At 69.4% G+C, this 20,709-nt stretch carries 18 protein-coding genes; 9 read left to right on the top strand and 9 right to left on the bottom strand.

Annotated elements, in window-relative coordinates; genetic code table 11:
• From AC1RSK_RS00470 to AC1RSK_RS00460, 3 genes are all read right to left on the bottom strand, one after another.
• The gene (locus AC1RSK_RS00470; RefSeq protein WP_492904522.1) at positions 1-1,041 is read right to left on the bottom strand and encodes a quinone-dependent dihydroorotate dehydrogenase; all 1,041 of its coding nucleotides are present in this window, start codon (positions 1,039-1,041) and stop codon (positions 1-3) included.
• A 148-nt stretch (positions 1,042-1,189) separates the two neighbouring features.
• The gene (locus tag AC1RSK_RS00465; protein WP_492904520.1) at positions 1,190-1,531 is read right to left on the bottom strand and encodes a DUF952 domain-containing protein; all 342 of its coding nucleotides are present in this window, start codon (positions 1,529-1,531) and stop codon (positions 1,190-1,192) included.
• Positions 1,528-2,037, bottom strand: a complete 510-nt coding sequence (locus AC1RSK_RS00460; protein ID WP_492904518.1) for a SixA phosphatase family protein — start codon at positions 2,035-2,037, stop codon at positions 1,528-1,530. The genes AC1RSK_RS00465 and AC1RSK_RS00460 overlap by 4 nt, the downstream gene beginning before the upstream one ends.
• Before the next feature lie 51 nt (positions 2,038-2,088).
• Between AC1RSK_RS00460 and metX the strand changes: the two genes are divergently transcribed.
• From metX to AC1RSK_RS00445, 3 genes are all read left to right on the top strand, one after another.
• Positions 2,089-3,237 (top strand): homoserine O-acetyltransferase MetX, encoded by a 1,149-nt coding sequence (metX, locus tag AC1RSK_RS00455; protein WP_492905381.1) that lies wholly within the window; start codon positions 2,089-2,091, stop codon positions 3,235-3,237.
• A 244-nt stretch (positions 3,238-3,481) separates the two neighbouring features.
• The gene (metW, locus tag AC1RSK_RS00450) at positions 3,482-4,135 is read left to right on the top strand and encodes a methionine biosynthesis protein MetW (protein WP_492904516.1); all 654 of its coding nucleotides are present in this window, start codon (positions 3,482-3,484) and stop codon (positions 4,133-4,135) included.
• Positions 4,132-4,896: an endonuclease/exonuclease/phosphatase family protein gene (locus AC1RSK_RS00445; protein ID WP_492904514.1), complete on the top strand. Its 765-nt coding sequence runs from the start codon at positions 4,132-4,134 to the stop codon at positions 4,894-4,896. Before metW ends, AC1RSK_RS00445 begins: the two co-directional genes overlap by 4 nt.
• Here AC1RSK_RS00445 and AC1RSK_RS00440 read toward each other — a convergent pair.
• The 3 genes from AC1RSK_RS00440 to AC1RSK_RS00430 all read right to left on the bottom strand — a co-directional run bounded on the left by AC1RSK_RS00440 (position 4,778) and on the right by AC1RSK_RS00430 (position 8,206).
• Complete coding sequence (locus tag AC1RSK_RS00440; protein ID WP_492904512.1) at positions 4,778-6,346, bottom strand: phospholipase D-like domain-containing protein; 1,569 nt, start codon at positions 6,344-6,346, stop codon at positions 4,778-4,780. The two genes, AC1RSK_RS00445 and AC1RSK_RS00440, sit on opposite strands and share 119 nt — an antisense overlap.
• Before the next feature lie 107 nt (positions 6,347-6,453).
• The gene (purD, locus tag AC1RSK_RS00435) at positions 6,454-7,719 is read right to left on the bottom strand and encodes a phosphoribosylamine--glycine ligase (protein ID WP_492904510.1); all 1,266 of its coding nucleotides are present in this window, start codon (positions 7,717-7,719) and stop codon (positions 6,454-6,456) included.
• Between the two features lie 34 nt (positions 7,720-7,753).
• Positions 7,754-8,206: a VOC family protein gene (locus AC1RSK_RS00430; protein WP_492904508.1), complete on the bottom strand. Its 453-nt coding sequence runs from the start codon at positions 8,204-8,206 to the stop codon at positions 7,754-7,756.
• Positions 8,207-8,554: 348 nt separating this feature from the next.
• On the opposite strand from AC1RSK_RS00430, the gene pstC reads away from it, so the two are divergent.
• From pstC to phoB, 5 genes are read left to right on the top strand one after another with little or no spacing between them, the layout of a single operon-like run.
• Positions 8,555-9,991 carry a phosphate ABC transporter permease subunit PstC gene (gene pstC / locus AC1RSK_RS00425; RefSeq protein WP_492904506.1) on the top strand — a complete coding sequence of 479 codons (1,437 nt, stop codon included), beginning with the start codon at positions 8,555-8,557 and terminating at the stop codon, positions 9,989-9,991.
• The gene (gene pstA, locus AC1RSK_RS00420; RefSeq protein WP_492904504.1) at positions 9,984-11,243 is read left to right on the top strand and encodes a phosphate ABC transporter permease PstA; all 1,260 of its coding nucleotides are present in this window, start codon (positions 9,984-9,986) and stop codon (positions 11,241-11,243) included. The genes pstC and pstA overlap by 8 nt, the downstream gene beginning before the upstream one ends.
• A complete protein-coding gene (pstB, locus tag AC1RSK_RS00415) occupies positions 11,244-12,083 on the top strand; it encodes a phosphate ABC transporter ATP-binding protein PstB (protein ID WP_492904502.1) in 840 nt (279 codons plus the stop codon).
• Between the two features lie 7 nt (positions 12,084-12,090).
• Positions 12,091-12,780: a phosphate signaling complex protein PhoU gene (gene phoU / locus AC1RSK_RS00410; protein WP_492904500.1), complete on the top strand. Its 690-nt coding sequence runs from the start codon at positions 12,091-12,093 to the stop codon at positions 12,778-12,780.
• Positions 12,777-13,469, top strand: coding sequence for a phosphate regulon transcriptional regulator PhoB (phoB, locus tag AC1RSK_RS00405; protein ID WP_492904498.1), 693 nt, complete (start codon positions 12,777-12,779; stop codon positions 13,467-13,469). Before phoU ends, phoB begins: the two co-directional genes overlap by 4 nt.
• 50 nt (positions 13,470-13,519) lie before the next feature.
• Here phoB and AC1RSK_RS00400 read toward each other — a convergent pair whose 3' ends face one another.
• Together AC1RSK_RS00400 and AC1RSK_RS00395 are read right to left on the bottom strand one after the other, a co-directional pair.
• Positions 13,520-14,605, bottom strand: coding sequence for a glycerophosphodiester phosphodiesterase (locus AC1RSK_RS00400; protein WP_492904496.1), 1,086 nt, complete (start codon positions 14,603-14,605; stop codon positions 13,520-13,522).
• On the bottom strand, positions 14,602-15,843 hold the full coding sequence (locus tag AC1RSK_RS00395) for an ATP-binding protein (protein ID WP_492904494.1): 1,242 nt from the start codon (positions 15,841-15,843) through the stop codon (positions 14,602-14,604). The genes AC1RSK_RS00400 and AC1RSK_RS00395 overlap by 4 nt, the downstream gene beginning before the upstream one ends.
• Positions 15,844-16,020: 177 nt before the next feature.
• Here AC1RSK_RS00395 and AC1RSK_RS00390 point away from each other — a divergent pair, with 177 nt between their 5' ends.
• Positions 16,021-19,611: an autotransporter domain-containing protein gene (locus AC1RSK_RS00390; protein WP_492904492.1), complete on the top strand. Its 3,591-nt coding sequence runs from the start codon at positions 16,021-16,023 to the stop codon at positions 19,609-19,611.
• Here AC1RSK_RS00390 and AC1RSK_RS00385 read toward each other — a convergent pair.
• Positions 19,608-20,531 carry a hypothetical protein gene (locus AC1RSK_RS00385; RefSeq protein WP_492904490.1) on the bottom strand — a complete coding sequence of 308 codons (924 nt, stop codon included), beginning with the start codon at positions 20,529-20,531 and terminating at the stop codon, positions 19,608-19,610. The genes AC1RSK_RS00390 and AC1RSK_RS00385 overlap by 4 nt on opposite strands.
• Positions 20,532-20,709 lie beyond the last annotated feature (178 nt).

Raw genomic sequence — 20,709 nt, 5'->3', positions numbered from 1 at the left:
TCATGGTGCGCCGACGGCCTCGGCCACGGAGCGGAAGCCATCGGCCTTCAGGCGGGCGGCCAGATCGCGTTTGACCCGCCTCACCAGGCCCGGACCTTCGTAGACCATGGCTGAGTAGAGCTGCACGGCCTGGGCCCCGGCCCGGATCTTGGCGTAGGCGTCGGCCCCCGAGGCGATCCCGCCGGCCCCGATCAGGATCAGGCCCCGGTCGTTGGCGGCGTGGAAGCGGGCCAGCATATAGGTCGACGGCCCCATCAGCGGCGCCCCCGACAGGCCGCCGGTCTCGCTGGCCTGACGGCTCTCCAGGGTGACCGGCCGGCCGATGGTGGTGTTGGAGACGATGACGCCGGCCAGGCCGTGGTCAGCGCTGGCGGCGACGATGGCCTCGACCTCGCCGTCCTCCAGGTCGGGCGCGACCTTCAGGAAGACCGGAGCCTCGCCGGCCAGGGACTTGCGGGCCTCGGCCAGGCGGCCGAGCAGGTCTTCCAGGGCGTCCTTGGTCTGCAGGGCGCGCAGGCCGGGGGTGTTGGGCGAGGAGATGTTGACGGTGAAGTAGTCGGCCAGGCCCCACAGGCGGGTCAGGCCGGTGACATAGTCCTGGGTGCGGTCGGTCGCGTCCTTGTTGGCCCCGATGTTGGCCCCGACGATCCCCTTGCGCGGGCGCCCCGCCAGGCGGGCGGCGAAGGCCTCCAGGCCCTGGTTGTTGAAGCCCATGCGGTTGATCACCGCCTTGTCGGCGGTCAGCCGGAACAGGCGCGGGCGCGGGTTGCCGGCCTGGGGCAGCGGGGTGACCGTGCCGCATTCGACGAAGCCGAAGCCGGCCTGCAGCATGGCGTCCGGGGCCTGGGCGTTCTTGTCGAAGCCGGCGGCGAGGCCGATGGGGCTGGGCAGGGTGAGGCCGGCGAGGGTGGTGCGGAGGATGGGGTCGGGGCGGGAGCGGTCGACGGGGCCGAGGCCGGCTTCGAGGCCGGCGATGGTCAGGCCGTGAGCGTCTTCGGGATCGAGGACATGCAGGGCGCGGGCGGCGAGGTCGTGGATCATACCTCCCTCCCCGAATGGGGAGGGCAGACGCGCGGTGCGCGCGTCGGGTGGGGCTGTCGGTCACGGGCTTTGGGTGCGGCGGCCCACTTCCCCACCCGGCCTTCGGCCTGCCCTCCCCATTCGGGGAGGGAGGTTTCCGCGCTCGTCCTCAAGACAGCGCTCCCAGGATCAGTTGGCCGTCCGGTCCAATCGGCGCGGCCCGCTCTTCCACCGCCAGGGTCGGATCGAGCGGCCCGTACAGGTGCGGGAACAGGTCGCCGCCACGGGAAGGTTCCCACTTCAGGCCGGGGCCGAGCGCCTCGGCGTCGAAGCCGACGATGAGGATGTCCGCCAGCCCCGCGAAATACTTGCCGGCCGTCTCGACCGCCTGGGCGCCGGTCGAGAAGTGGATGTAGCCGTCCGCCAGATCGACCGCCGCGCCGAGGAAGCTCCCTGCCGCCTTGGCCGCGTCCCATTCGCCCCGCGACACCAGCTTGTAGATCCGCGTCATTCGCCGCCGCCTCCGCCGAAATCGGCCGCGTGGAACAGGCCGTCGTAGGCCGGCCGGCCGGCCTCGTCGAAGGTGAAGGCCGCCGCGCTGCTGGTGGCGAACCTGGCCTCGGCGCGGGCGATGGTCGCCGCCCCGGCCCCGGCCTGACGCAGCAGGTAGAGGCTGAGCATGTGGAGGCCGGGGTTATGGCCGACGACCATGACGCAGCCCGCCGTCTGGCCGCGCGCCTCGACCAGGCCGAGGATCAGGCCTTCGGAGGCCAGGTAGAGTTCGCGGGTCACCTCCGAGCGGGCGCCGGGGAAGGACGGGCTGACCGCCGCCCAGGTTTCCTGGGTTCGCGTCGCGGCGCTGACCAGGGCGAGGTCGGGGATCAGCTCGCGCTCGGCCAGCACCCGACCCATCAGGGCGGCGTCGCTGCGGCCCCGGTCGGTCAGGCGACGGGCGATGTCGCCGCCGGGGGCGGTGCGTTCGGCCTTGCCGTGGCGCAGGAGGATGAGGCGATGCATGCGCCTAACTAACCCCGCCCGCCCGGTTGACAATCCCCATCCGGCGCGGTCATCGGAACCATGGACGGTTCAACCGACATCGGAGCGCAGGATGAGGGGCTGTGGGCCTTTGGCCCCAAGCAGCCGTTGCGCCTGGATTCCGGGGCCAAACTCGACAATCTGGAGATCGCCTGGCGCAGTTTCGGCACGCTCAACGCCGAGCGCTCCAACGCCGTCCTCATCTGCCATGCCCTGACGCTGGACCAGCATGTCGCCGGGACACACCCGGTCTCCGGCAAGGAGGGCTGGTGGACGCGGCTGGTGGGACCGGGCCGGCCACTCGATCCGGCCGACTGGTTCATCCTCTGCTCAAATGTCATCGGCGGCTGCAACGGCTCCTCGGGGCCCGGCTCGGTCGATCCGGCCACGGGCCAGCCCTACGGTCTTTCTTTCCCGGTCATCACTATCGGCGACATGGTCCGCGCCCAGGCCATGCTGGTCGAGGCGTTGGGCATCAGGAAACTGGCCGCCGTGGTCGGCGGCTCGATGGGCGGCATGCAGGTGCTGCAATGGGCGGCCGACTATCCCGAGCGGCTGGAAGCAGCCGTCTGCGTGGCCAGCGCCGCCCGCCACTCGGCCCAGAACATCGCCTTCCACGAGGTCGGCCGCCAGGCGGTGATGGCCGACCCCGACTGGCGCGGCGGAGCCTATGCCGCGGCCGGCGTACGCCCGGAGAAGGGCCTGGCCGTCGCCCGCATGGCCGCCCATATCACCTACCTGTCGGAGGCGGCCCTACAGCGGAAGTTCGGTCGCGAGCTGCAGAACGACGGCCTGTCGTTCGGCTTCGACGCCGACTTCCAGGTCGAGAGCTACCTGCGCCACCAGGGCGGCAGCTTCGTCAATCGGTTCGACGCCAACAGCTACCTCTACATCACCCGGGCCATGGACTATTTCGACCTCGCCGCGCCGCACGGCGGGGTGCTGGCGCAGGCCTTCCGCAAGGCGGTCGACGTCAAGTTCTGCGTTCTCTCCTTCACCTCCGACTGGCTGTATCCGACCCTCGAGAGCCGCCACATCGTCCGGGCGCTCAACGCGGCCGGCGCCGAGGCCAGCTTCCTGGAGATCGACAGCGACAAGGGCCACGACGCCTTCCTGCTCGACGAGCCGGTGATGGACGGGGCCCTGCGCGGCTTCCTCGATTCGGTGAGGTCTCGGTGGTGAGGGGGTTCGCGCAGGTTCAGTTCCTCCTCAGGCAGGCCGCAGGCCTGACGGGGGAGGGGGACCGCCGGGCCGACTCAGGCCCGGTGGTGGAGGGGGCAGCGCCGGCGGATGCGGGCGCCCATGAACGCGGCTGCATCGGTCGCGCCAGAACGCTTTCTTTCCTGACAAGCCGGCGCTGCCCCCTCCACCCCCCGCTACGCGGGCGGTCCCCCTCCCCCGTCGCTGCGCACCGGAGGAGGAACTGATGCGTGAAGACTTCCGCGAGATCCTGCGCCTGGTGCGTCCCGGGGCCCGCGTCATCGACGTCGGCTGCGGCGAGGGCGAGCTGCTGGAACTGCTGGTCCGCGAGAAGCAGGCCAAGGGGCGTGGGCTGGAGCTGGAGGCGGCCGGCGTTTCGGCCTGCCTAGCGCGGGGGCTTGCCGTGGTGCAGGGCGACGCCGACCGCGATCTGGACGCCTTCCCGACCCGGGCCTTCGACTACGCCATCCTCAGCCAGACCCTGCAGGCGACCCACAACCCGCGTCATGTGCTCAGCGAACTGCTGCGCATCGCCGACCGGGCCATCGTCAGTTTCCCCAACTTCGGCCACTGGCGGGTGCGCTGGAGCCTGCTCAAACGCGGCCGCATGCCCGAGACCCGGGCCCTGCCCGAGCCGTGGTGGTCGACGCCCAACATCCACCTCTGCAGCCTGGCCGACTTCAACGCCCTGACCGCGGACCTCGACCTGCGGGCCGAGCACTGCGCCGCCCTGGCGCGGGGCAAACCGGCGCGGACCATCGACCCGGCCAAGGGCATCGAGAACTGGCGGGCCGAGAACGCCCTCTTCCTCCTGAGCCGTCGGACGCCCGACATGACCCCGGAACCAACGGACACGCCGCGCGATCTCTTCGAGGCATGAAGCTTCGCCTGATGACCTGGAACGTCCACCGCTGCGTGGGCGTCGACAAGCGGCTGGACGTCGAGCGCTGCGCCCGGGTGATCGCGGCGGCGCGGCCGGACATCGTCGGGCTACAGGAGCTGGACGTCGGCCGCAAGCGCACCGGCCATGTCGACCAGGCCCACAGGCTGGCCGAGCTGGTCTCGATGCGCAGCCACTTCAACGCCGCCATGCATATCGAGGAGGAGCGCTACGGCGACGCCCTGATGACCGCCCTGCCCGAGCGGCTGGTGCGGGCCGGGCCCCTGCCCGGCTATCCGAAGATCAAGGCCCTGGAGCCGCGCGGGGCGGTGTGGATCGCCGTCACCCTGCCCGACGGCCAGGAGCTGCAGGTGATCAACACCCACCTGGGCCTGGTGCCGCAGGAACAGAAGAAGCAGGCCACCGCCCTGGTCGCCGACTGGATGGCCGACGAGAAGTTCACCCGGCCCGGCATCCTGATGGGCGACTTCAACGCCACCCCGTTCCAGCAGCCCTACCGAATCTGCGCCGCCGCCATCCAGGACGCCCAGCTGCTGTGGTCCGGGGCGCCGATGTCGACCTATCCCAGCGGCTTCCCCTTCATGCGCATCGACCACGTCTTCGTCTCGCCGGGCATCAAGGTCACTCGGGTGGAGTCGCCTTTCGATCCGGAGGCGCGGAAGGCGTCGGACCACCTGCCCCTGGTGATCGAGGTGGAGATTCCTCCACGGGTCCCGGCAGGCAGGCCAGCGCCTGCCTGATCCGGTCGCGGCGGATCCACGGCCGCCAGGCGTCGGACGTCGACAGGGGATCGCCCAGCGCCCAGCTCGACACGAAGCGGCTGAGGGGGTCGAGCGGCTTGCGGTCGATGGGCAGCAGCCGGCGCGGATGGCCGTCCAGGGCGTCGATGGCCCCGGCCACCGAGCCGGCGTCGCGGATGGCGTCCTGGGTCTCTTCCAGGCCGCGCCCGAAGTAGTGGCCGATCAGCATGGTGCGGAAGGCGGCGATGGTCCGGCGGGTCTCCGCCCCCTCGGCGCCCTCCGCCGCCTCGATGACCGCGTCCACCTCGGTGTCCAGCCCGCCGGAGCGGTTGTTGAGGTTGGCCGAGCCGATGCGCAACAGCCGGTCATCGAAGATCGACACCTTGGAATGGACGATGATCGGCTGGTCGTGGACGGTGCGGGCCGTAAAGGCGCGGAAGCGGTTGAAGTGATCCGACTGCTCCAGCCGGTTGATGGCGCGCGAACGGGCGCTGTCCATGGTCATGCGGTCGAAGAAGCTGGGGCTGGCGCTGGGGCCGATGGCGATGACCTCCGGCCCGTCCGGCTCCTCCAGCCGTCGGCAGAGGGCGGCGACGATCATCGGCGAGGCCAGGTACTGGTTCTCCAGGAAGATGGTCCGCCGGGCCCAGGCGATGCAGTCGAGATGCAGCCGGTAGCCCTCCTGGACGTGCGGCAGGCTGCGCCATTGCGGCAGGGTGCGGGTCAGGGCGACCTCGACATCGACCAGGTCGGCGGCGAAGTCCTCGGGCCAGGGTGAATCCTCGGCCATTTCCGGGATCGGCAGGGGGCCGCCCTCGGAATTGGCCCAGCGCTCGACGAACAGCTCGGCGCAGCTTTGGGCCACCGGCCCCTCGGCCATCATCGCCACGTCATGGCGGGCCGGATAGCTGACCCCCCAGGGCAGGCGGCGACCCGGATCATGATCGAGGTGATCGCAGGTGTCCCAGCGGTCGGCGCCCAGATCGCCGCCGCTGATGAAACAGAGGCGCCCGTCGATGACCAGCACCTTCTGGTGATGGCAGGCGCTGGCCGGCAGGCTGTCATCGAGGCGGAACTTGACCGCCGAGCCCTCGAAATACTGTTTCGCCCGCTGGCCGGGGAAGCGCTGGGTCATGGCGATCAGCGGCGGCATGTCCCAGGCCAGGATGCGCACGTCCAGCGCCGGGTTCAGCGCCGACAGCCGTCGCAGCAGCTGGCCGAGGCGATCGGGGTTCTGCGGGTCGCGACTCCGCTCACCGCGGTCGGGCTCGAAGCGGGTCAGGGGGTCGAACACCCAGGCCAGCAGCCAGATCGAGGTCTTGGCGCTGAGCATCGCCGCCTTGACGGCCGCGAAGTAGTCGGCCCCGTCGACGAGGAAGGCGACCCGGTCGGCCTTGTCGATGCGCCAGCAGGTGTCGCCGGGGATCAGCAGGGAATCGGCGCGGCTCATCCTGGCTCTCTGATGCGTGGACGCACTCTAACGCAGGGGGTCGGAGGAAGCTGCAAGCGAAGAGGGGACACATTGAAATCTGCGATTTCAATGTGTCCCCGTTTCCGTCAGAGCGCCCGCCAGCCGATGTCGGAGCGGTAGAAGCCGCCCGGGAAGTCGATGGTCCCGACCGCTGCGTAGGCCACGTCGCGGGCCTCGTGCAGGGTGGCGCCGAGGGCGCAGACGTTCAGCACCCGGCCGCCGGCCGAGCGCAGCGTCCCGTCGGGATCACGCCTGGTGCCGGCGTGGAAGACCACCGCCTCGCCGCCAAAATCGCTGCCGGCCCCGCGGATGACGGCGCCGGTCACCGGCGCCTCGGGATAGCCGTCGGCGGCCATCACCACGCAGACGGCCGACTCGGCGCGGAAGGTCGGGCCACTGAGCCGCGACAGGCCGCCGGTCGCCGCCGCCTGCAGCCAGGGCAGGATATCGTCGGCCAGGCGCAGCATCAGCACCTGGCATTCGGGGTCGCCGAAGCGGGCGTTGTACTCGACCAGCCGGGGCCCGGTGGCGGTCAGCATCAGGCCGGCGTAGAGGACGCCGACGTAGGGGTTCCCCTCGGCGGCCATGCCCTGGACGGTCGGGGCGATCAGCTCGTCGAAGGCCTGTTCCAGCAGGGCGTCGGTCAGCACCGGGGCGGGGCTGTAGGTCCCCATGCCGCCGGTGTTGGGGCCCAGATCGCCGTCGTAGGCGCGCTTGTGGTCCTGGGCCTGGCCGAACAGCACGGCCGAGGTCCCGTCGCAGAGGGCGAACAGCGAGACCTCCTCGCCGACCATGAACTCCTCGATGACCACCCGGGCGCCGGCCGAGCCGAAGCGGCCGCCGAGCATGTCGACGACTGCCGCGTCGGCGTCGGCGCGGGTCTCGGCGATGACCACGCCCTTGCCGGCCGCCAGGCCGTCGGCCTTGATCACGAACGGCGCGGCCAGGGTGTCGAGGAAGCTGGCGGCGGCGTCGGCCGTCTCGAAGACGCCATAGGCGGCGGTCGGCAGGTTGTGACGGGCGCAGAAGTCCTTGGTGAAGGCCTTGGAGGTCTCCAGCCGGGCCGCCGACTGGCTGGCCCCGAAGCAGGCGATGCCTTCCTTGGCGAGGGCGTCGGCGATGCCGGTTTCCAGCGCGTTCTCGGGCCCGACGACGACCAGCTCGGCGGCGATCTCCTTGGCCAGGGCGACGAGGCCGGCGACGTCGTCGGCCTTGACCGGCCGGCAGTCGCAGAGTTCGGCGATGCCGGGATTGCCCGGGGCGGCAACCAGCCGGGTCAGCATGGGCGAGGCGGCGATCTTCCAGGCCAGGGCGTGTTCACGCCCGCCGGATCCGATGAGGAGGACGTTCATGGGTGGGCGGTTTGACGCATCGCCGGGTGGCCGGTCAACCCGCGATCCAGGCTTTCGCGCGGGTCAGGGCGTCGGGGTCGGGCGGGCCGAGCGGCGTGTCGCTGGCCGGGGCGGTGATCTCCAGGATCGTACCGTCGGGGTCGGGGAAGTAGAGGCTGGCGTGGGGGCCGTGCTGTTCTTCCCAGTAGGCGATCTTGGCGGCTGTCAGTTTGGTCCGCCAGGCGTCGAGATCGCCTGGGTCGACGGAGAAGGCGTAGTGGCGGGCGTCGGCGGGGATACCGCCATGGCCGGGGTTGGCGGCGCCTTTCAGGGCGACGAGGACCAGGTGGCGGCCGTCGGCGAGGCCAAAGGTCATCATCAGCCAGGGAAAACCACCCCAGTCGTCGCCGTCGAAGGCGTCGACGAGCGGGAAACCGAGGGCGTCGGCGTAGAAGGTGAGGGCCGCGTCGGCGTCGAAGACCGGGATGACGATGTGGTCGAGGCGCATGAGATGAATTTAGCACATTCTCGGTCGCTTCGCGGTTGGTCGCTCTCCCCCATGCAATGGGGGAGTGGATTTGGCGAGCGCTGCAAGCGAGCCAAACCGAGGGGGTCCCCACCGCCGGTTCAGGAGGAGCCTCCCCGCCGCCGGCGCTGCCCCGCCTCCTGGTCCGTCGCTCACGCTCCGAACCGTCCTCCGCCCCCTCTCGGGGGCGGAGAGCGAACCACCTCTCGCCTGACAGCCCCGTCCCCACCGCGCGTTGTCATCGAACTGTCATCAAACTGTCGCGTAGGGCCAGCATAGGCGCGTCATTGGGAGCCTGCAGGCCGCTCCTGCGACTCGTCCGGGCACAGAATGTCTTTTACCCTCGCGCTCGCCGTCCTCCTGGCCTTCTCGGCCGGAGTCTATGTGCTGGGCCGCCGCCGGGCCGTGGCCGTGAGCGCCAAGGGGCCGCTGCACAGCCTGCCGGGCTATTACGGGACCTGGGTGGCGCTGTGGACCGGCGTGCCGGCCATCCTGATCCTGGTGCTGTTCCTGACCGCCGGACCGCGGCTGGGCGAGGCGCTGGTCAGCGCCGATCCGCCGCCCGCCGTCGCCAGCCTGCCCAGTGAAACCGCCCAGGCCTTCTGGAGCGACGCCCAGGCCATCGCCGACGGCAGGACCCCCAGCAACGTCCAGTGGACGCCCGAGCAACGCACCGCCCTGGCGGCCAAGGCCGAGCAGGCCCGCAGCTTCAACACCTTTTCCAGCCTCGCCGCCATCGCCCTGGCCGCCGTCCTGGCCCTGGCCGGCTTCCTGCTGGCCTGGCCGCGCATCGCCCCGACCTTGCGAGCCCGCAACCGGGTCGAGGGCTGGATCAACCTGGCCCTGATCGCCTGTTCGGCCGCCGCCGTGCTGACCACGGTCGGCATCGTCGCCAGCCTGCTCTACGAGGCCCTGCGCTTCTTCTCCTCGGTGTCGCCGATCGACTTTCTCTTTGGCCTGCAGTGGCAGCCGCAGATCGCCATGCGCGAGGACCAGGTCGCCGCCAAGGGCGCCTTCGGGGCCGTGCCGCTGTTCGCCGGCACCTTCCTGGTGATGATCATCGCCATGTGCGTGGCCGCGCCGGTCGGGCTGTTCTGCGCCATCTACCTGTCGGAGTACGCCGGCCGCGCCACCCGGGGGGTCGTCAAGCCGCTGCTGGAGATCCTCGCCGGGGTGCCGACCGTGGTCTACGGCTTCTTCGCCGCCCTGACCGTCGGGCCGCTGTTCCGGGGCTTCTTCAACTACATCGGCAGCTGGCTGGCCGAGGGGCCGCTGGACCCGCTCGGGCAATACCTGATGGGGGTGCAGAACGAGATGGCCCTGACCGCCGGGGTGGTGATGGGCATCATGCTGATCCCCTACATTTCATCCCTGTCGGACGACATCATCAACGCCGTGCCGCAGTCGTTGCGCGACGGCAGCTATGCGATGGGCGCCACCAAATCGGAGACGGTCAAGCGGGTCATCCTGCCGGCCGCCCTGCCCGGCGTCATGGGGGCCATGCTGCTGGCCATCAGCCGCGCGGTCGGCGAGACGATGATCGTCACCATGGCCGCCGGGTCGCAGGCCCGCATTACCGCCAACCCCCTGGACTCGGTGACCACCGTCACCCGCCAGATGGTCGAGATTCTCACCGGCGACCAGGAGTTCGACAGCCCCCGCACCCTGGCCGCCTTCGGCCTGGGGCTGACCCTGTTCGCCGTCACCCTGGCGCTCAATGTGATCGCCCTGCGCATCGTCCAGAAATACCGGCAGGCCTATGACTGATCAGGCAATGGAAGCCCGCCTCAAGAAGCGCCACGCGGCCGAAAGCCGGTTCCGCTGGTATGGCCGCATCGCCATCGCCATCGCCCTGGGCTTCCTGGTCATCCTGCTCGGCCGGGTGGTCCAGCAGGGCTACACCGCCTTCTGGACCCATTCGATCACCACCAGCGTCTATCTCGACCCGGCCCGCATCGACCGCGCCGACATCGAGGGCAACAACTTCGACTACATCGCCGCCGGCGACCTGTTGAAGAAGCTGGGCGTCAAGGACGATGAGCTGGGCCTGGCCTCGGGTGAGGCCATGGATCTGGTTTCCCGCGACCTTGGCTACCGCATCCTCGACCGGATCAAGGCCGACCCCTCGGTGATCGGCAAGACCCTGACCTTCACGGTGCCGGTCAAAGCCAACGCCGACCTCTATTTCAAAGGCGAGATCAAGCGCTCGACCCCGGCCGCCGACCGCAAGCTGACCGACCGCCAGATGGCCTGGCTGGACCGGCTGAAGGGCGACGGGGTCATCCAGGGCCATTTCAACAGCGAGTTCCTGACCCGCTCCGACTCCACCGAACCCGAACAGGCCGGGGTGCTGGGGGCCGTGGTCGGCTCGGCCCTGATGCTGCTGGTCGCCGCCCTGATCGCCGTGCCCGTGGGCGTGCTGGCGGCGGTCTGGCTGGAGGAGTTCGCGCCGCGCGGACGCCTGTCGGGCTTCATCGAGGTCAATATCAACAACCTCGCCGCCGTGCCCTCGATCGTCTACGGCCTCTTGGGCCTCGTCCTCTTCATCAACTGGATGGGCTTCCCGCGCTCGGCCCCGCTGACCGGCGGGCTGGTGCTGGCCCTGATGAGCCTGCCGACCATCATCATCGCCACCCGCGCGGCGCTGAAGGCCGTGCCGCCGTCGATCCGCGAGGCGGCGCTGGGCATGGGCGCCAGCAAGACCCAGACGGTGTTCCACCATGTGTTGCCGCAGGCCATGCCAGGCGTGATGACCGGCGTCATCCTCAGCCTGGCCCACGCCCTGGGCGAGACCGCGCCGCTCCTGATGATCGGCATGGTCGCCTTCACCCCCGGCCTGCCCGAAAGCCTCGCCTCCGCCGCCAGCGTCCTGCCCGTGCAGGTGTTCCTGTGGGAGAACGCCGCCGAGGCCGCCTTCCATGAGCGCACCGCCGGGGCCATCATGGTGCTGCTGGTCTTCATGATCGTGATGAACTCGGCGGCCGTGATCCTGCGCCGTCGCTTCGAGAAGAGGTGGTAGATGACCGCCGAAGGAAATCCCGTGCCCCACGACACCCAGCTGCGCCCGCCCGTGGTCGCCGTCCACACGCCCGGCCCCGCCGCCGGGGTGAAGATCCGCTGTGACAAGGTCAACGCCTTCTACGGCGACAAGCAGGCCCTGCACGACATCAGCATCGACATCCCCGACCGGGCGGTGACCGCCTTCATCGGCCCGTCGGGCTGTGGCAAGTCGACCTTCCTGCGCTGCATCAACCGGATGAACGACACGATTCCCGGCGCCAAGGTCACCGGCCGCATCGAGATCGACGGCTCCGACGTCAACGCCAGAGACGTCGATCCGGTGGTCCTGCGCTCCAGGGTCGGCATGGTCTTCCAGAAGCCCAACCCGTTTCCGAAGTCGATCTTCGAGAACGTCGCCTACGGGCCGCGCATCCACGGCCTGGCCAGCAGCAAGGTCGACATCGAAGGCATCGTCGAGGCCTCGCTGAAGAAGGCCGGCCTGTGGGCCGAGGTCGCCGACCGGCTGCATTCGCCGGGCACCGGCCTGTCGGGCGGGCAGCAGCAGCGGCTGGTCATCGCCCGGGCCATCGCCGTGCAGCCGCGCGTCATCCTGATGGACGAGCCCTGCTCGGCCCTGGACCCGATCGCCACGGCCCGCATCGAGGAGCTGATCGACGAGCTGCGCCGGCAGTACTGCATCGTCATCGTCACCCACTCGATGGCCCAGGCCGCCCGGGTCAGCCAGCGCACCGCCTTCTTCCACCTCGGCAACCTGGTCGAGGAGGGCTCGACCGGCGAGATCTTCACCAACCCGCGCGAGACGCGGACTCAGGACTACATCACCGGCCGGTTCGGTTGAGGTTCAAATGCAAAGCCACATCGTCACCTCCTACGAGGAAGAGCTGAACCACCTGACCGCCGAGGTCGCCCGCATGGGGGGTCTCGCCGAGGCCCAGGTGGCCGACAGCATCACAGCCTTCTCCCGCCGGGACGTCACCCTGGCCGCCCAGATCGTCGAGCGCGACACCCGCCTCGATGCGCTCGAAGGCGAGATCGAACGGGCCGCCATCCGCCTGATCGCCCTGCGCCAGCCGATGGCCGTCGACCTGCGCCGCACGGTGGCGGCGATGAAGATCGCCTCCAACCTGGAACGCTGCGGCGACCTGGCCAAGAACATCGCCAAGCGCTCCCTGATCCTGGCCGAGAGCGACACGGCCGGCCCGGTGACCCGCTCCATCGAGCGCATGGGCAAGCTGGTCGCCAGCCGGCTGAAGGACGTGCTGGACGCCTACACCTCCAGCGAGCTGGAAGGGGCCACCGCCGTCTGGACCCGCGACGACGAGGTCGACGAGCATTACGAGAGCCTGTTCCGCGAACTCTTGACCTACATGATGGGCGATCCGCGCACGATCACCCCGGGCGCCCACCTGCTGTTCGTGGCCAAGAACCTGGAGCGGATCGGCGACCACGCCACCAACATCGCCGAGATCGTCCACTACGAGATCACCGGCGACGAACTGACCGACCAGCGGCCCAAGGGTGAGGCCCACCAATGAGCACGCCGACCATCGTCGTCGCCGAGGACGAGGACGCCCTGGCGACGCTGCTGCAGTACAATCTCGAGAAGGAAGGCTATCGCGTCCTGCTGGCCGGCGACGGCGAGGAGGCCCTGATCGTCATCGACGAGGCCAAGCCGGACCTCCTGCTGCTCGACTGGATGCTGCCCAAGGTTTCCGGCATCGAGGTCTGTCGCCGCATCCGCCAGAAGCAGGAGACCCGCAACCTGCCGGTGCTGATGCTGACCGCCCGCGGCGAGGAGACCGACCGCATCCGGGGGCTCGACACCGGGGCCGACGACTATGTCATCAAGCCGTTCTCGATGACCGAATTGCTGGCGCGCATCCGCGCCGTTCTGCGCCGCATCCGTCCGGGCTTGGCCGACGACAGGCTGAGCCACGGCGACATCATCGTCGACCGGGTGGCCCACCGGGTGAAGCGCGACGGCCGCGAGGTGCATCTGGGGCCGACGGAGTTCCGCCTGCTCGACCACCTGATCCAGCATCCCGGCCGGGTGTTCAGCCGCGAACAGCTGCTCGACGCGGTCTGGGGCTCGGATGTCTATGTCGAGGCGCGGACCGTGGACGTCCACATCGGCCGCCTGCGCAAGGCGCTGAACACCGGCAAGGAGGTCGACCCGATCCGGACGGTCAGGTCGGCGGGCTATTCGCTGGATATGGGGGCTTAAGGGTAGAGGGGACACATTGAAATCTTCGATTTCAATGTGTCCCCGTTTCTTCAGGCCTTCGCGCCGATGAAGCGGTTGCGGGCCTTCACCGCCTCGCCCGGGAAGTCGCTGAACACGCCGTCGACGCCGGCCTTGAACAGGGCCGCCAGCAAGGCCTGCACGTCGCCGGCCGCCTGCAGCGCCTCGGGCCCTTCGCCGGGGCTGCGCAGGCCCTTCGGCAGGAAGTAGTTCTCCCGCCGCACCGTCCAGGGATGCACCTTCAGCCCCGCCGCATGGGCGTCGGCGACGAAGGCCGTCGGGGCCAGCAGGGCGGTCCCGTCGGTAGGGACAACCAGGCTCTTCTCCGGCCCGACGCCGTCGGCATAGGCCGCGACGGCCTTCAGGCCCGCCGCGCCGGTCATCGATGTGTACGGCGTCCCCGGCGCATCGGCGGGGCCGCCCTCGTTGCTGATCAGCTGCACCAGCGGCGTCTTCACCAGCCGCCGCAGGGTCTTCAGCGGCGCGACCTCGAAACACTGCACGAAGGCGTTCGCATCGGGGCCATCCAGCCCGGCGGCCTTCAGCGCCGCCGCCATCCGCCCTTCGACGGGCAGGCCGACCGAGGCGAAATAGGTGGGGTGCTTCATCTCCGGATAGACCCCGACGATGCGGCCGGCCCGCGCGCCCTCTTCCCTGGCCAGGGCAACGACCTCCTCGAAGGTCAGGATCGCGTCCTCGCCATCGAAGGCGGTGTTCTCCGGGCGCAGTTTCGGCAGCCGCTCGCGGCAGCGCAGGGTCTTCAGTTCAGCCAGGGTGAAATCCTCGGTGAACCAGCCGGTGATGCGCTCGCCGTCGATCACCTTGGTCGTCATCCGCCCGGCCAGTTCGGGACGCCGTTCGACATCCGTCGTGGCCCCGATCTCGTTCTCGTGACGGCAGACGAACTGGCCGTCCTTGGTCAGCACCAGGTCCGGCTCGATGAAGTCGGCGCCCTGGGCGATGGCCAGGCGGTAGGCCGAGGCGGTGTGCTCCGGCCGCTCCCCGCTGGCCCCGCGATGGGCGATGACCACGGGAATCCGCGCCTTCAGGGTCGCCATGGCCGGTCCTCCAACCATCGCCGCCGCCGCCGCCAGTCCAAACGCCCGCCGATCGATCATGCTTCCCCATCCGCGCGCTTGTCGGCCAAGGGCAACCAGACGCTGAACGTCGCGCCCCGCCCCTCGGCGCTCTCCACCGCCATGCCGCCCCGGTGACGGTTGACGATATGTTTGACGATGGCCAGTCCCAGGCCGGTGCCGGGCCGCAGGCCGCCGCTCTTCTGGCCCTCGACCCGGTAGAAGCGCTCGGTCAGCCGGGGCAGGCGGTCGCGGGGGATGCCGGGGCCGTGGTCGGTGACCCGAAGCAGGGCGTAGCGCCGCCCCTGCGGCCGGTCGGGGGCCAGCAGGGTCATGCGGGCCGCCGCCGGATCGGTGGCCAGGGTGGCCGAATCGTCGCCGACCGGGGCGGTGACGCTGATCGTCAGGGCCCCATCGTTGCCGGAATATTTCACGGCGTTTTCAACCAGGTTCTGGATCACCTGCAGAATCTGGTCGCGGTCACCCTCGATGTCGGCGGCCCCCTTGGCCGGCGCTTCATTGCGGACTGAAAGATTCTTCTCGCGGACCAGCGGCACAAGGGCGTCGAGCACATCGGTGACCGCCAGGGCCAGGTCGAGGCGGCCCTCCGGGGCGATGTGTTCGTTCAGTTCGATGCGCGACAGGCTCATCAGATCATCGATCAGCCGGCGCATGCGCTCGGCCTGGGCCTGCATGATGCCGAGGAAGGTCTCGCGAGCCGCCTCGTCGTCCTTGGCGTGGCCGCGCAGGGTCTCGATGAAGCCGGACAGCGAGGCCAGCGGCGTGCGCAGCTCGTGGCTGGCGTTGGCCAGGAAGTCGACCCGCATCCGTTCGGCGCGGCGCACGTCGGTCTCGTCGCGCAGGGTCAGGAGCGCCAGCCGGCCGAAGTTTCCCTGGCCCAAAGGCCGCGTCTGCACGGCCCAGACGCGCTCCTGGGCCCCGCCGGTCTCCATCTGGGCCGAGCCCGAGGCCCCGAGCAGCGCCTCGTCGACCGCCTCGAGCAGCTCGGGATTGCGCAGCGCCGTGACCAGCCGCATGCCCTCCAGCCGGCCGGGCAACAGGCTCCTGGCGGCGGCGTTGGCGAAGATGATGCGGCGGGCCGCCGGCTCGTCCGGATCGCCCTCGATGACCAGCACCGGGTCCGGCAGGCTCTCGACCAGAGTGCGGAACGGACCCGGCGCCGCATCCCCGGCCGGCGGCGGCGGCGACCGTTCGGCCGGCGGCGCGGGGGCCGGCGGCTCGGCGGTGCGTTGCGGCCACAGGGCCTTCAGGATCGACATCGACGACCTCGATTCGGTGTTTCGATTGCGCCAATGTTGCACGTTCGTATGGCGCCCTCTTGAACCTTGCGATAGACGGGTTTGGCTCTCCGGCAGGGACAGTGCGTTGAACGTTGACGCATTTTCGCCGCATCGGGGAGTGACGAGAGTGTCTGGTCTGGTTGCGGGGAAATACCCATGGTTCGTAAGCGTCTGATCGCCACGGTGGCGGTCGCTCCGCTGCTGTTGTTCGCCGGCTCGGCCTTCGCCGAGACGACCATCAGCAACACCCGCACCACCGGCGTGTCCACCGCCACGGTCAACAACGGCGCGGCCGATGACATCAAGGTGACCAGCGGCGGCAAGTTCGAGCTGACCACCAGCGGCGCGGCGATCACCCAGAACTCGAACAACAACGTCAACAATGAAGGCTCGATCACCACCAAGGGCGTCAATGGCGCCGTCGGCGTCCTGGTCGACACCACTGCCGGGCCAGTTGCTGGCAACCTGACCAACGGCGGCGCGATCAGCCACACTGAAGACGAGCCGAGCATTGACGGCGACAAGGACGGCGATGACGATGGCGCCTTCGCCGTCGGCTCGGATCGCTACGGCATCCGCGTCATCGGCGCCGGTGGTCTGACGGGCAACATCCTCAACACGGGCGGGATCACAATCGAGGGCAACACCTCGGCTGGCATCAGCGTCGAAAGCAACGTTTCGGGCACATTCCGGTCGTTCGGGGCGGTCTCGGTGACCGGCAACAATTCCGTCGGCGTCCGCATCGCCGGCAACGTGCTGGGCGGGGCCACGGCGGCCGAACGGGCCAACGGCGTCTTCGTCTCCGGCGGCGTCAACGTCCGCGGCCTGAACGCTGTCGGTGTCGACGTCTCCGGCGATATCGGAACGGTCGGCAACCCGACCACCCTGGTGATCAGCGGCGGGGTGACCGCCACCGGCTACCGCTACACCAGCCGTCCGTTCAGCAAGGAGACGCGCGACAAGCTGGACGCCGACGACCTGCTGCAAGGCGGACCGGCCATCCGCGTCAGCGGCAACGTCACCGGCGGCGTCCTGCTGGGCCTGCCCTTCTCGATCGCCAATCGCGATTTCGACGGCGACGGCAAGATCGATTCGGTGGACACCGATGACGACAACGACGGCGTCCTCGACACCACCGATCCCGATGACGACAACGACGGCGTCAACGACGTCGACGACAAGGACATCGACAACGACGGCGTCACCGACGCCGACGACAAGGACTTCGACAACGACGGAATTCCCGACGCCAACGAAGGCGTCGCCACCGTGTCGGTGTTCGGCGGCAAGCCCGGCCTGGTGATCGGTTCGATGACCGAGGCGGTGACCATCGGCAACGTCGGCACCAATGTCGGCAACAAGGACTTCGGCCTGTTCATCCAGGGCTCGGTAGCCGCCGATGGCGTCTACGACAACGTCGACGCGATCGCCGTCCAGATCGGCGCCTCCTCTGGCGTCAACGACGACACCGTGTCGGTGTTCGCGGTCGACCTGAACGGCGGCGTGCGCATGGACGGCACCCTGACCGCCCGCTCCTACAACGGCGACGCGCACGGCCTGTGGCTGCGCGGCGACGTCGAGGCGGACGAAATTCTGGTCGATGGCGCAATCGTCGCCATCGCCTCGACCACCTCCACCAGCCTGGCCACCGAAACGGCCGTCGAGGCCGTCGGCATCGACGTCGGCGCCGCTTCCAACGTGCCCGTCCTCAACATCGGCGGGTTCGTCTCGGCCGCCGGCGTCGGCGAAAACGCCAGCGCCATCGCTATCCGCGACAGCTCGGGCACGCTGCAGACCATCAACATCACCGGCACGATCGCCGCCAACACCGTGCCCAACGATGACGCCGACGACGCCGACGACACCGACCTCGATCCCAGAAACGAGACCATCAGGGGCCGGGCGATCGCCATCGACCTGCGCGCCAACACCAATGGTGTCGCCGTCGCCCTCAACGACCAGGGCTCCGACGGCGACGACGGCAACGACGACATCGACGACCCCGACGCCGACGATGACGGCATCGACGACGCCGACGAGCCGGCCATCACCGGCGAAATCCTGTTCGGCACGGGCAATGACAGCCTGACGCTGACCAATGGCACGCTGGTCGGCTCGATGTCGTTCGGCCTGGGCGCCGACACCCTGACCATCAGCGGCGGGGCGACGGCGAAGGGCGATGTGCTCAACCTCAAGGCCAGGGAAGAAGTGGCCGACGATCCGACCACCATCGGCGGCCCGCCCGATCCGATCGACCGCTACACCGCCAGCAACCTCGACGACCAGTTGACCATCGCGATCAACGACGGCCGCCTGACCGCCGTGAACACCAGCGTGGTGCGCGGCGACGCCCTGACGGTCGCCGCCAAAGGCGAGCTGTTCGTGACCATCGACCCGGACGGCGCGGCCGGCCGCACCAACACGGTGTTCGAGGTCGACAACGCCAGCTTCGCCAACGGCTCGACCATCGGCTTCGAACTGACCGGCCTGATCGATTCCGCCATCGGCGCGACCAGCCAGTACACCATCGTCAAGGCCGGGACCCTGACCTTCGGGACCGTCAACACCAACGCCCTGACCGAAAACAAGCCCTTCTTCTACAACGTCAGCGCCACCGCAAACGTGCCGGCCGGCGAGGTCTACCTGACCGTCAGCCGCCGCAACGCCGCGGAAATGGGCCTCAGCAGCAACCAGGGCGCAGCGCTCGACGCCGTCTACCAGGCCCTGTTCACCGACGACGAACTGGCCGGCTCCTTCCTGGGCGCGACCAACCAGAAGGACTTTCTGCGGCTCTACAACCAGCTGCTGCCTGACCAGGGCGAGGGGCTGTTCTCGGCCCTCGACAACGCCACCCAGGCCCTGTTCCGCCTGACCGCCACCCGTCCGGACATGGGCCAGAAGTATGGCCCCGACAGCGTCTGGGTGCAGGAGATCAACGTCGGCGTGCTGCGCGAGACCGGTGTCACCATCGGCTCGGAAACCAAGGCCTTCGGCTTCATCGCCGGCTACGAGAGCATGGACGAAAGCGGCGGCGCCCTGGGCGCCACCCTGGCCTACATGAACGCCGAGGAGAAGGACGACGTCGCCCAGATCGGCGAGCAGACCAACGTCTCCCTGCTGGAAGCCGGCGTCTACTGGCGCCGCAATGTCGGCGGCTGGCTGTTCGCCGCCCGCGGCGCGGCCGGCTACGGCTGGTTCGAGGGCGAGCGCCGGTTCATCGACCCGGCCACCGCCACCAGCGCCAGCATCATCCGCGAGGCCAACGCGACCTGGGGCGGTTTCACCGGCTCGGCCAACGCCATGGTCGCCTACGAAGCCCGCTTCGGCCGCTTCTACGTCCGCCCGCAGCTCAGCCTGGACTACATCTACCTGTCTGAAGGCGAGCGTGAGGAGGACGGCGACCGCGGTCTCGGCCTGACGGTCGAGGAACGCACCAGCAGCCGCCTGTCGGCCGCCGCCGAACTGGCCTTCGGGGCCACCTTCGGCCGGGACAGCTGGTGGCGTCCGGAACTGCGCATCGGCTACCGCCAGCACTTGGCGGGCGAGATCGGCGACACCACGGCCTACTTCAACGGCGGCTCCCCCTTCACCCTGGTGGCCACCGAGCCGGGCGACGGCGCCGCCATCGTCGGCTTCTCGCTGAAGGCCGGCACGCCGATGTCCTACGTCGCCGTCGAAGGCGACCTGGAAACCGCCGAAGGCGAGGACCGCTACAACCTGCGCCTCGCCGGCCGGATGATGTTCTAGCTAGCGATCGCGGCGTCCGGCAGGAAGGCGCCGCGCGAGCGGTTGAGCATGAAGGGCACCTGCAGCAGCAGTTGCCCGCCTCCGGCGAAGGCGGCCGGGCCGAAGTCTCGCACCAGCTGGGCGCGAATGTCCTCGGCGATGTCGGCGGCCTCGAACAGGAACGGCGCATTGAGGCCGGCCTCGAAAGCGCGGGCGTTGGCCTCCGTGTCGCGGCAGACCACGCCGACGCGTTCGAACAGGACCCGGCTGGCGGTCGGCGTCTTGGCCCGGTCGGCGGCCGAGCCCATCATCAGGCCGTCGAGCTCGACGGCGTGCTGGCTGTTGACCCCTTCCAGCAGCAGGAACACCACCGAGTGGTCCTTGATGTCGCCGATCATCACATAGAGCTGATTGTGCAGCAGCAGGGCCCAGCCTGACCACTCATAGGCCGAGGTGGCCCAGCGGACGTGCAGCAGGCCGTCGATCTGCTGGATCATCACCTGTTCGCGGACAAACCGGCCAGGTTCCGTGGACGAGGGCCGGGTGGTTCGCCACAGGCCTTCATAGCTGTGCCCGCGCCGTTCGATCTCGTGGCGCGCCGTGGCGACCATCTCGAGCGGCAGCACCGTCGTCGAGACAGCCGGCGCGGGGCGGACCGCCGCCCCCGGGGTCGGCGTCGCCAGCAGGATCTCCTGATCGACGCCGAACAGGGCGGCCAGGCCCGCCAGATCCATTTCCCAATGGTGCAGGTTGAAGCCGGCCTTGCGGCCGGCGATCAGGGTGGTGATGTTGGCCAGGTTGTGCGCCGAGGGGTTGATGGCGCCCGACACCCAGCGTCCGACCAGCGACTTGTCCACGCCCATTTCAGCGGCCATCCGCCCGCGGCTCATGGTCAGAGCCTTGAGGACAAGATCAAGTTTGGCGGAGAACGGTTCGGCCACGTTTTGCGCCCCCCTCGAACGCGGCGAACAGCATTCCACAGGCGCTCCGAAATGCAACAGTTGCATGCAACCGGTTGCGTTTGCCGAAGTCAGATACCGTCGTTCGTTGCACCTGAGCGAACCGGGCGGGCGCCGTCAGAAGGACGCCACGCAAACAGCGGCCCACCGCCGCCCCAAA

It is taken from the genome of Caulobacter sp. GW821-FHT11A05 (assembly GCF_058809015.1).
The sequence above is the reverse complement of the archived record's forward strand: the minus strand, read 5'-3'. Positions and strand labels throughout refer to the sequence as shown.

Coding starts and splice junctions, on each gene's coding strand:
- AC1RSK_RS00470 (WP_492904522.1), bottom strand. CDS start 1,041: ATGATCCACGACCTCGCCGCCCGCGCCCTGCATGTCCTCGATCCCGAA.
- AC1RSK_RS00465 (WP_492904520.1), bottom strand. CDS start 1,531: ATGACGCGGATCTACAAGCTGGTGTCGCGGGGCGAATGGGACGCGGCC.
- AC1RSK_RS00460 (WP_492904518.1), bottom strand. CDS start 2,037: ATGCATCGCCTCATCCTCCTGCGCCACGGCAAGGCCGAACGCACCGCC.
- metW (WP_492904516.1), top strand. CDS start 3,482: ATGCGTGAAGACTTCCGCGAGATCCTGCGCCTGGTGCGTCCCGGGGCC.
- AC1RSK_RS00445 (WP_492904514.1), top strand. CDS start 4,132: ATGAAGCTTCGCCTGATGACCTGGAACGTCCACCGCTGCGTGGGCGTC.
- AC1RSK_RS00440 (WP_492904512.1), bottom strand. CDS start 6,346: ATGAGCCGCGCCGATTCCCTGCTGATCCCCGGCGACACCTGCTGGCGC.
- purD (WP_492904510.1), bottom strand. CDS start 7,719: ATGAACGTCCTCCTCATCGGATCCGGCGGGCGTGAACACGCCCTGGCC.
- AC1RSK_RS00430 (WP_492904508.1), bottom strand. CDS start 8,206: ATGCGCCTCGACCACATCGTCATCCCGGTCTTCGACGCCGACGCGGCC.
- pstC (WP_492904506.1), top strand. CDS start 8,555: ATGTCTTTTACCCTCGCGCTCGCCGTCCTCCTGGCCTTCTCGGCCGGA.
- pstA (WP_492904504.1), top strand. CDS start 9,984: ATGACTGATCAGGCAATGGAAGCCCGCCTCAAGAAGCGCCACGCGGCC.
- pstB (WP_492904502.1), top strand. CDS start 11,244: ATGACCGCCGAAGGAAATCCCGTGCCCCACGACACCCAGCTGCGCCCG.
- phoU (WP_492904500.1), top strand. CDS start 12,091: ATGCAAAGCCACATCGTCACCTCCTACGAGGAAGAGCTGAACCACCTG.
- phoB (WP_492904498.1), top strand. CDS start 12,777: ATGAGCACGCCGACCATCGTCGTCGCCGAGGACGAGGACGCCCTGGCG.
- AC1RSK_RS00400 (WP_492904496.1), bottom strand. CDS start 14,605: ATGATCGATCGGCGGGCGTTTGGACTGGCGGCGGCGGCGGCGATGGTT.
- AC1RSK_RS00395 (WP_492904494.1), bottom strand. CDS start 15,843: ATGTCGATCCTGAAGGCCCTGTGGCCGCAACGCACCGCCGAGCCGCCG.
- AC1RSK_RS00390 (WP_492904492.1), top strand. CDS start 16,021: ATGGTTCGTAAGCGTCTGATCGCCACGGTGGCGGTCGCTCCGCTGCTG.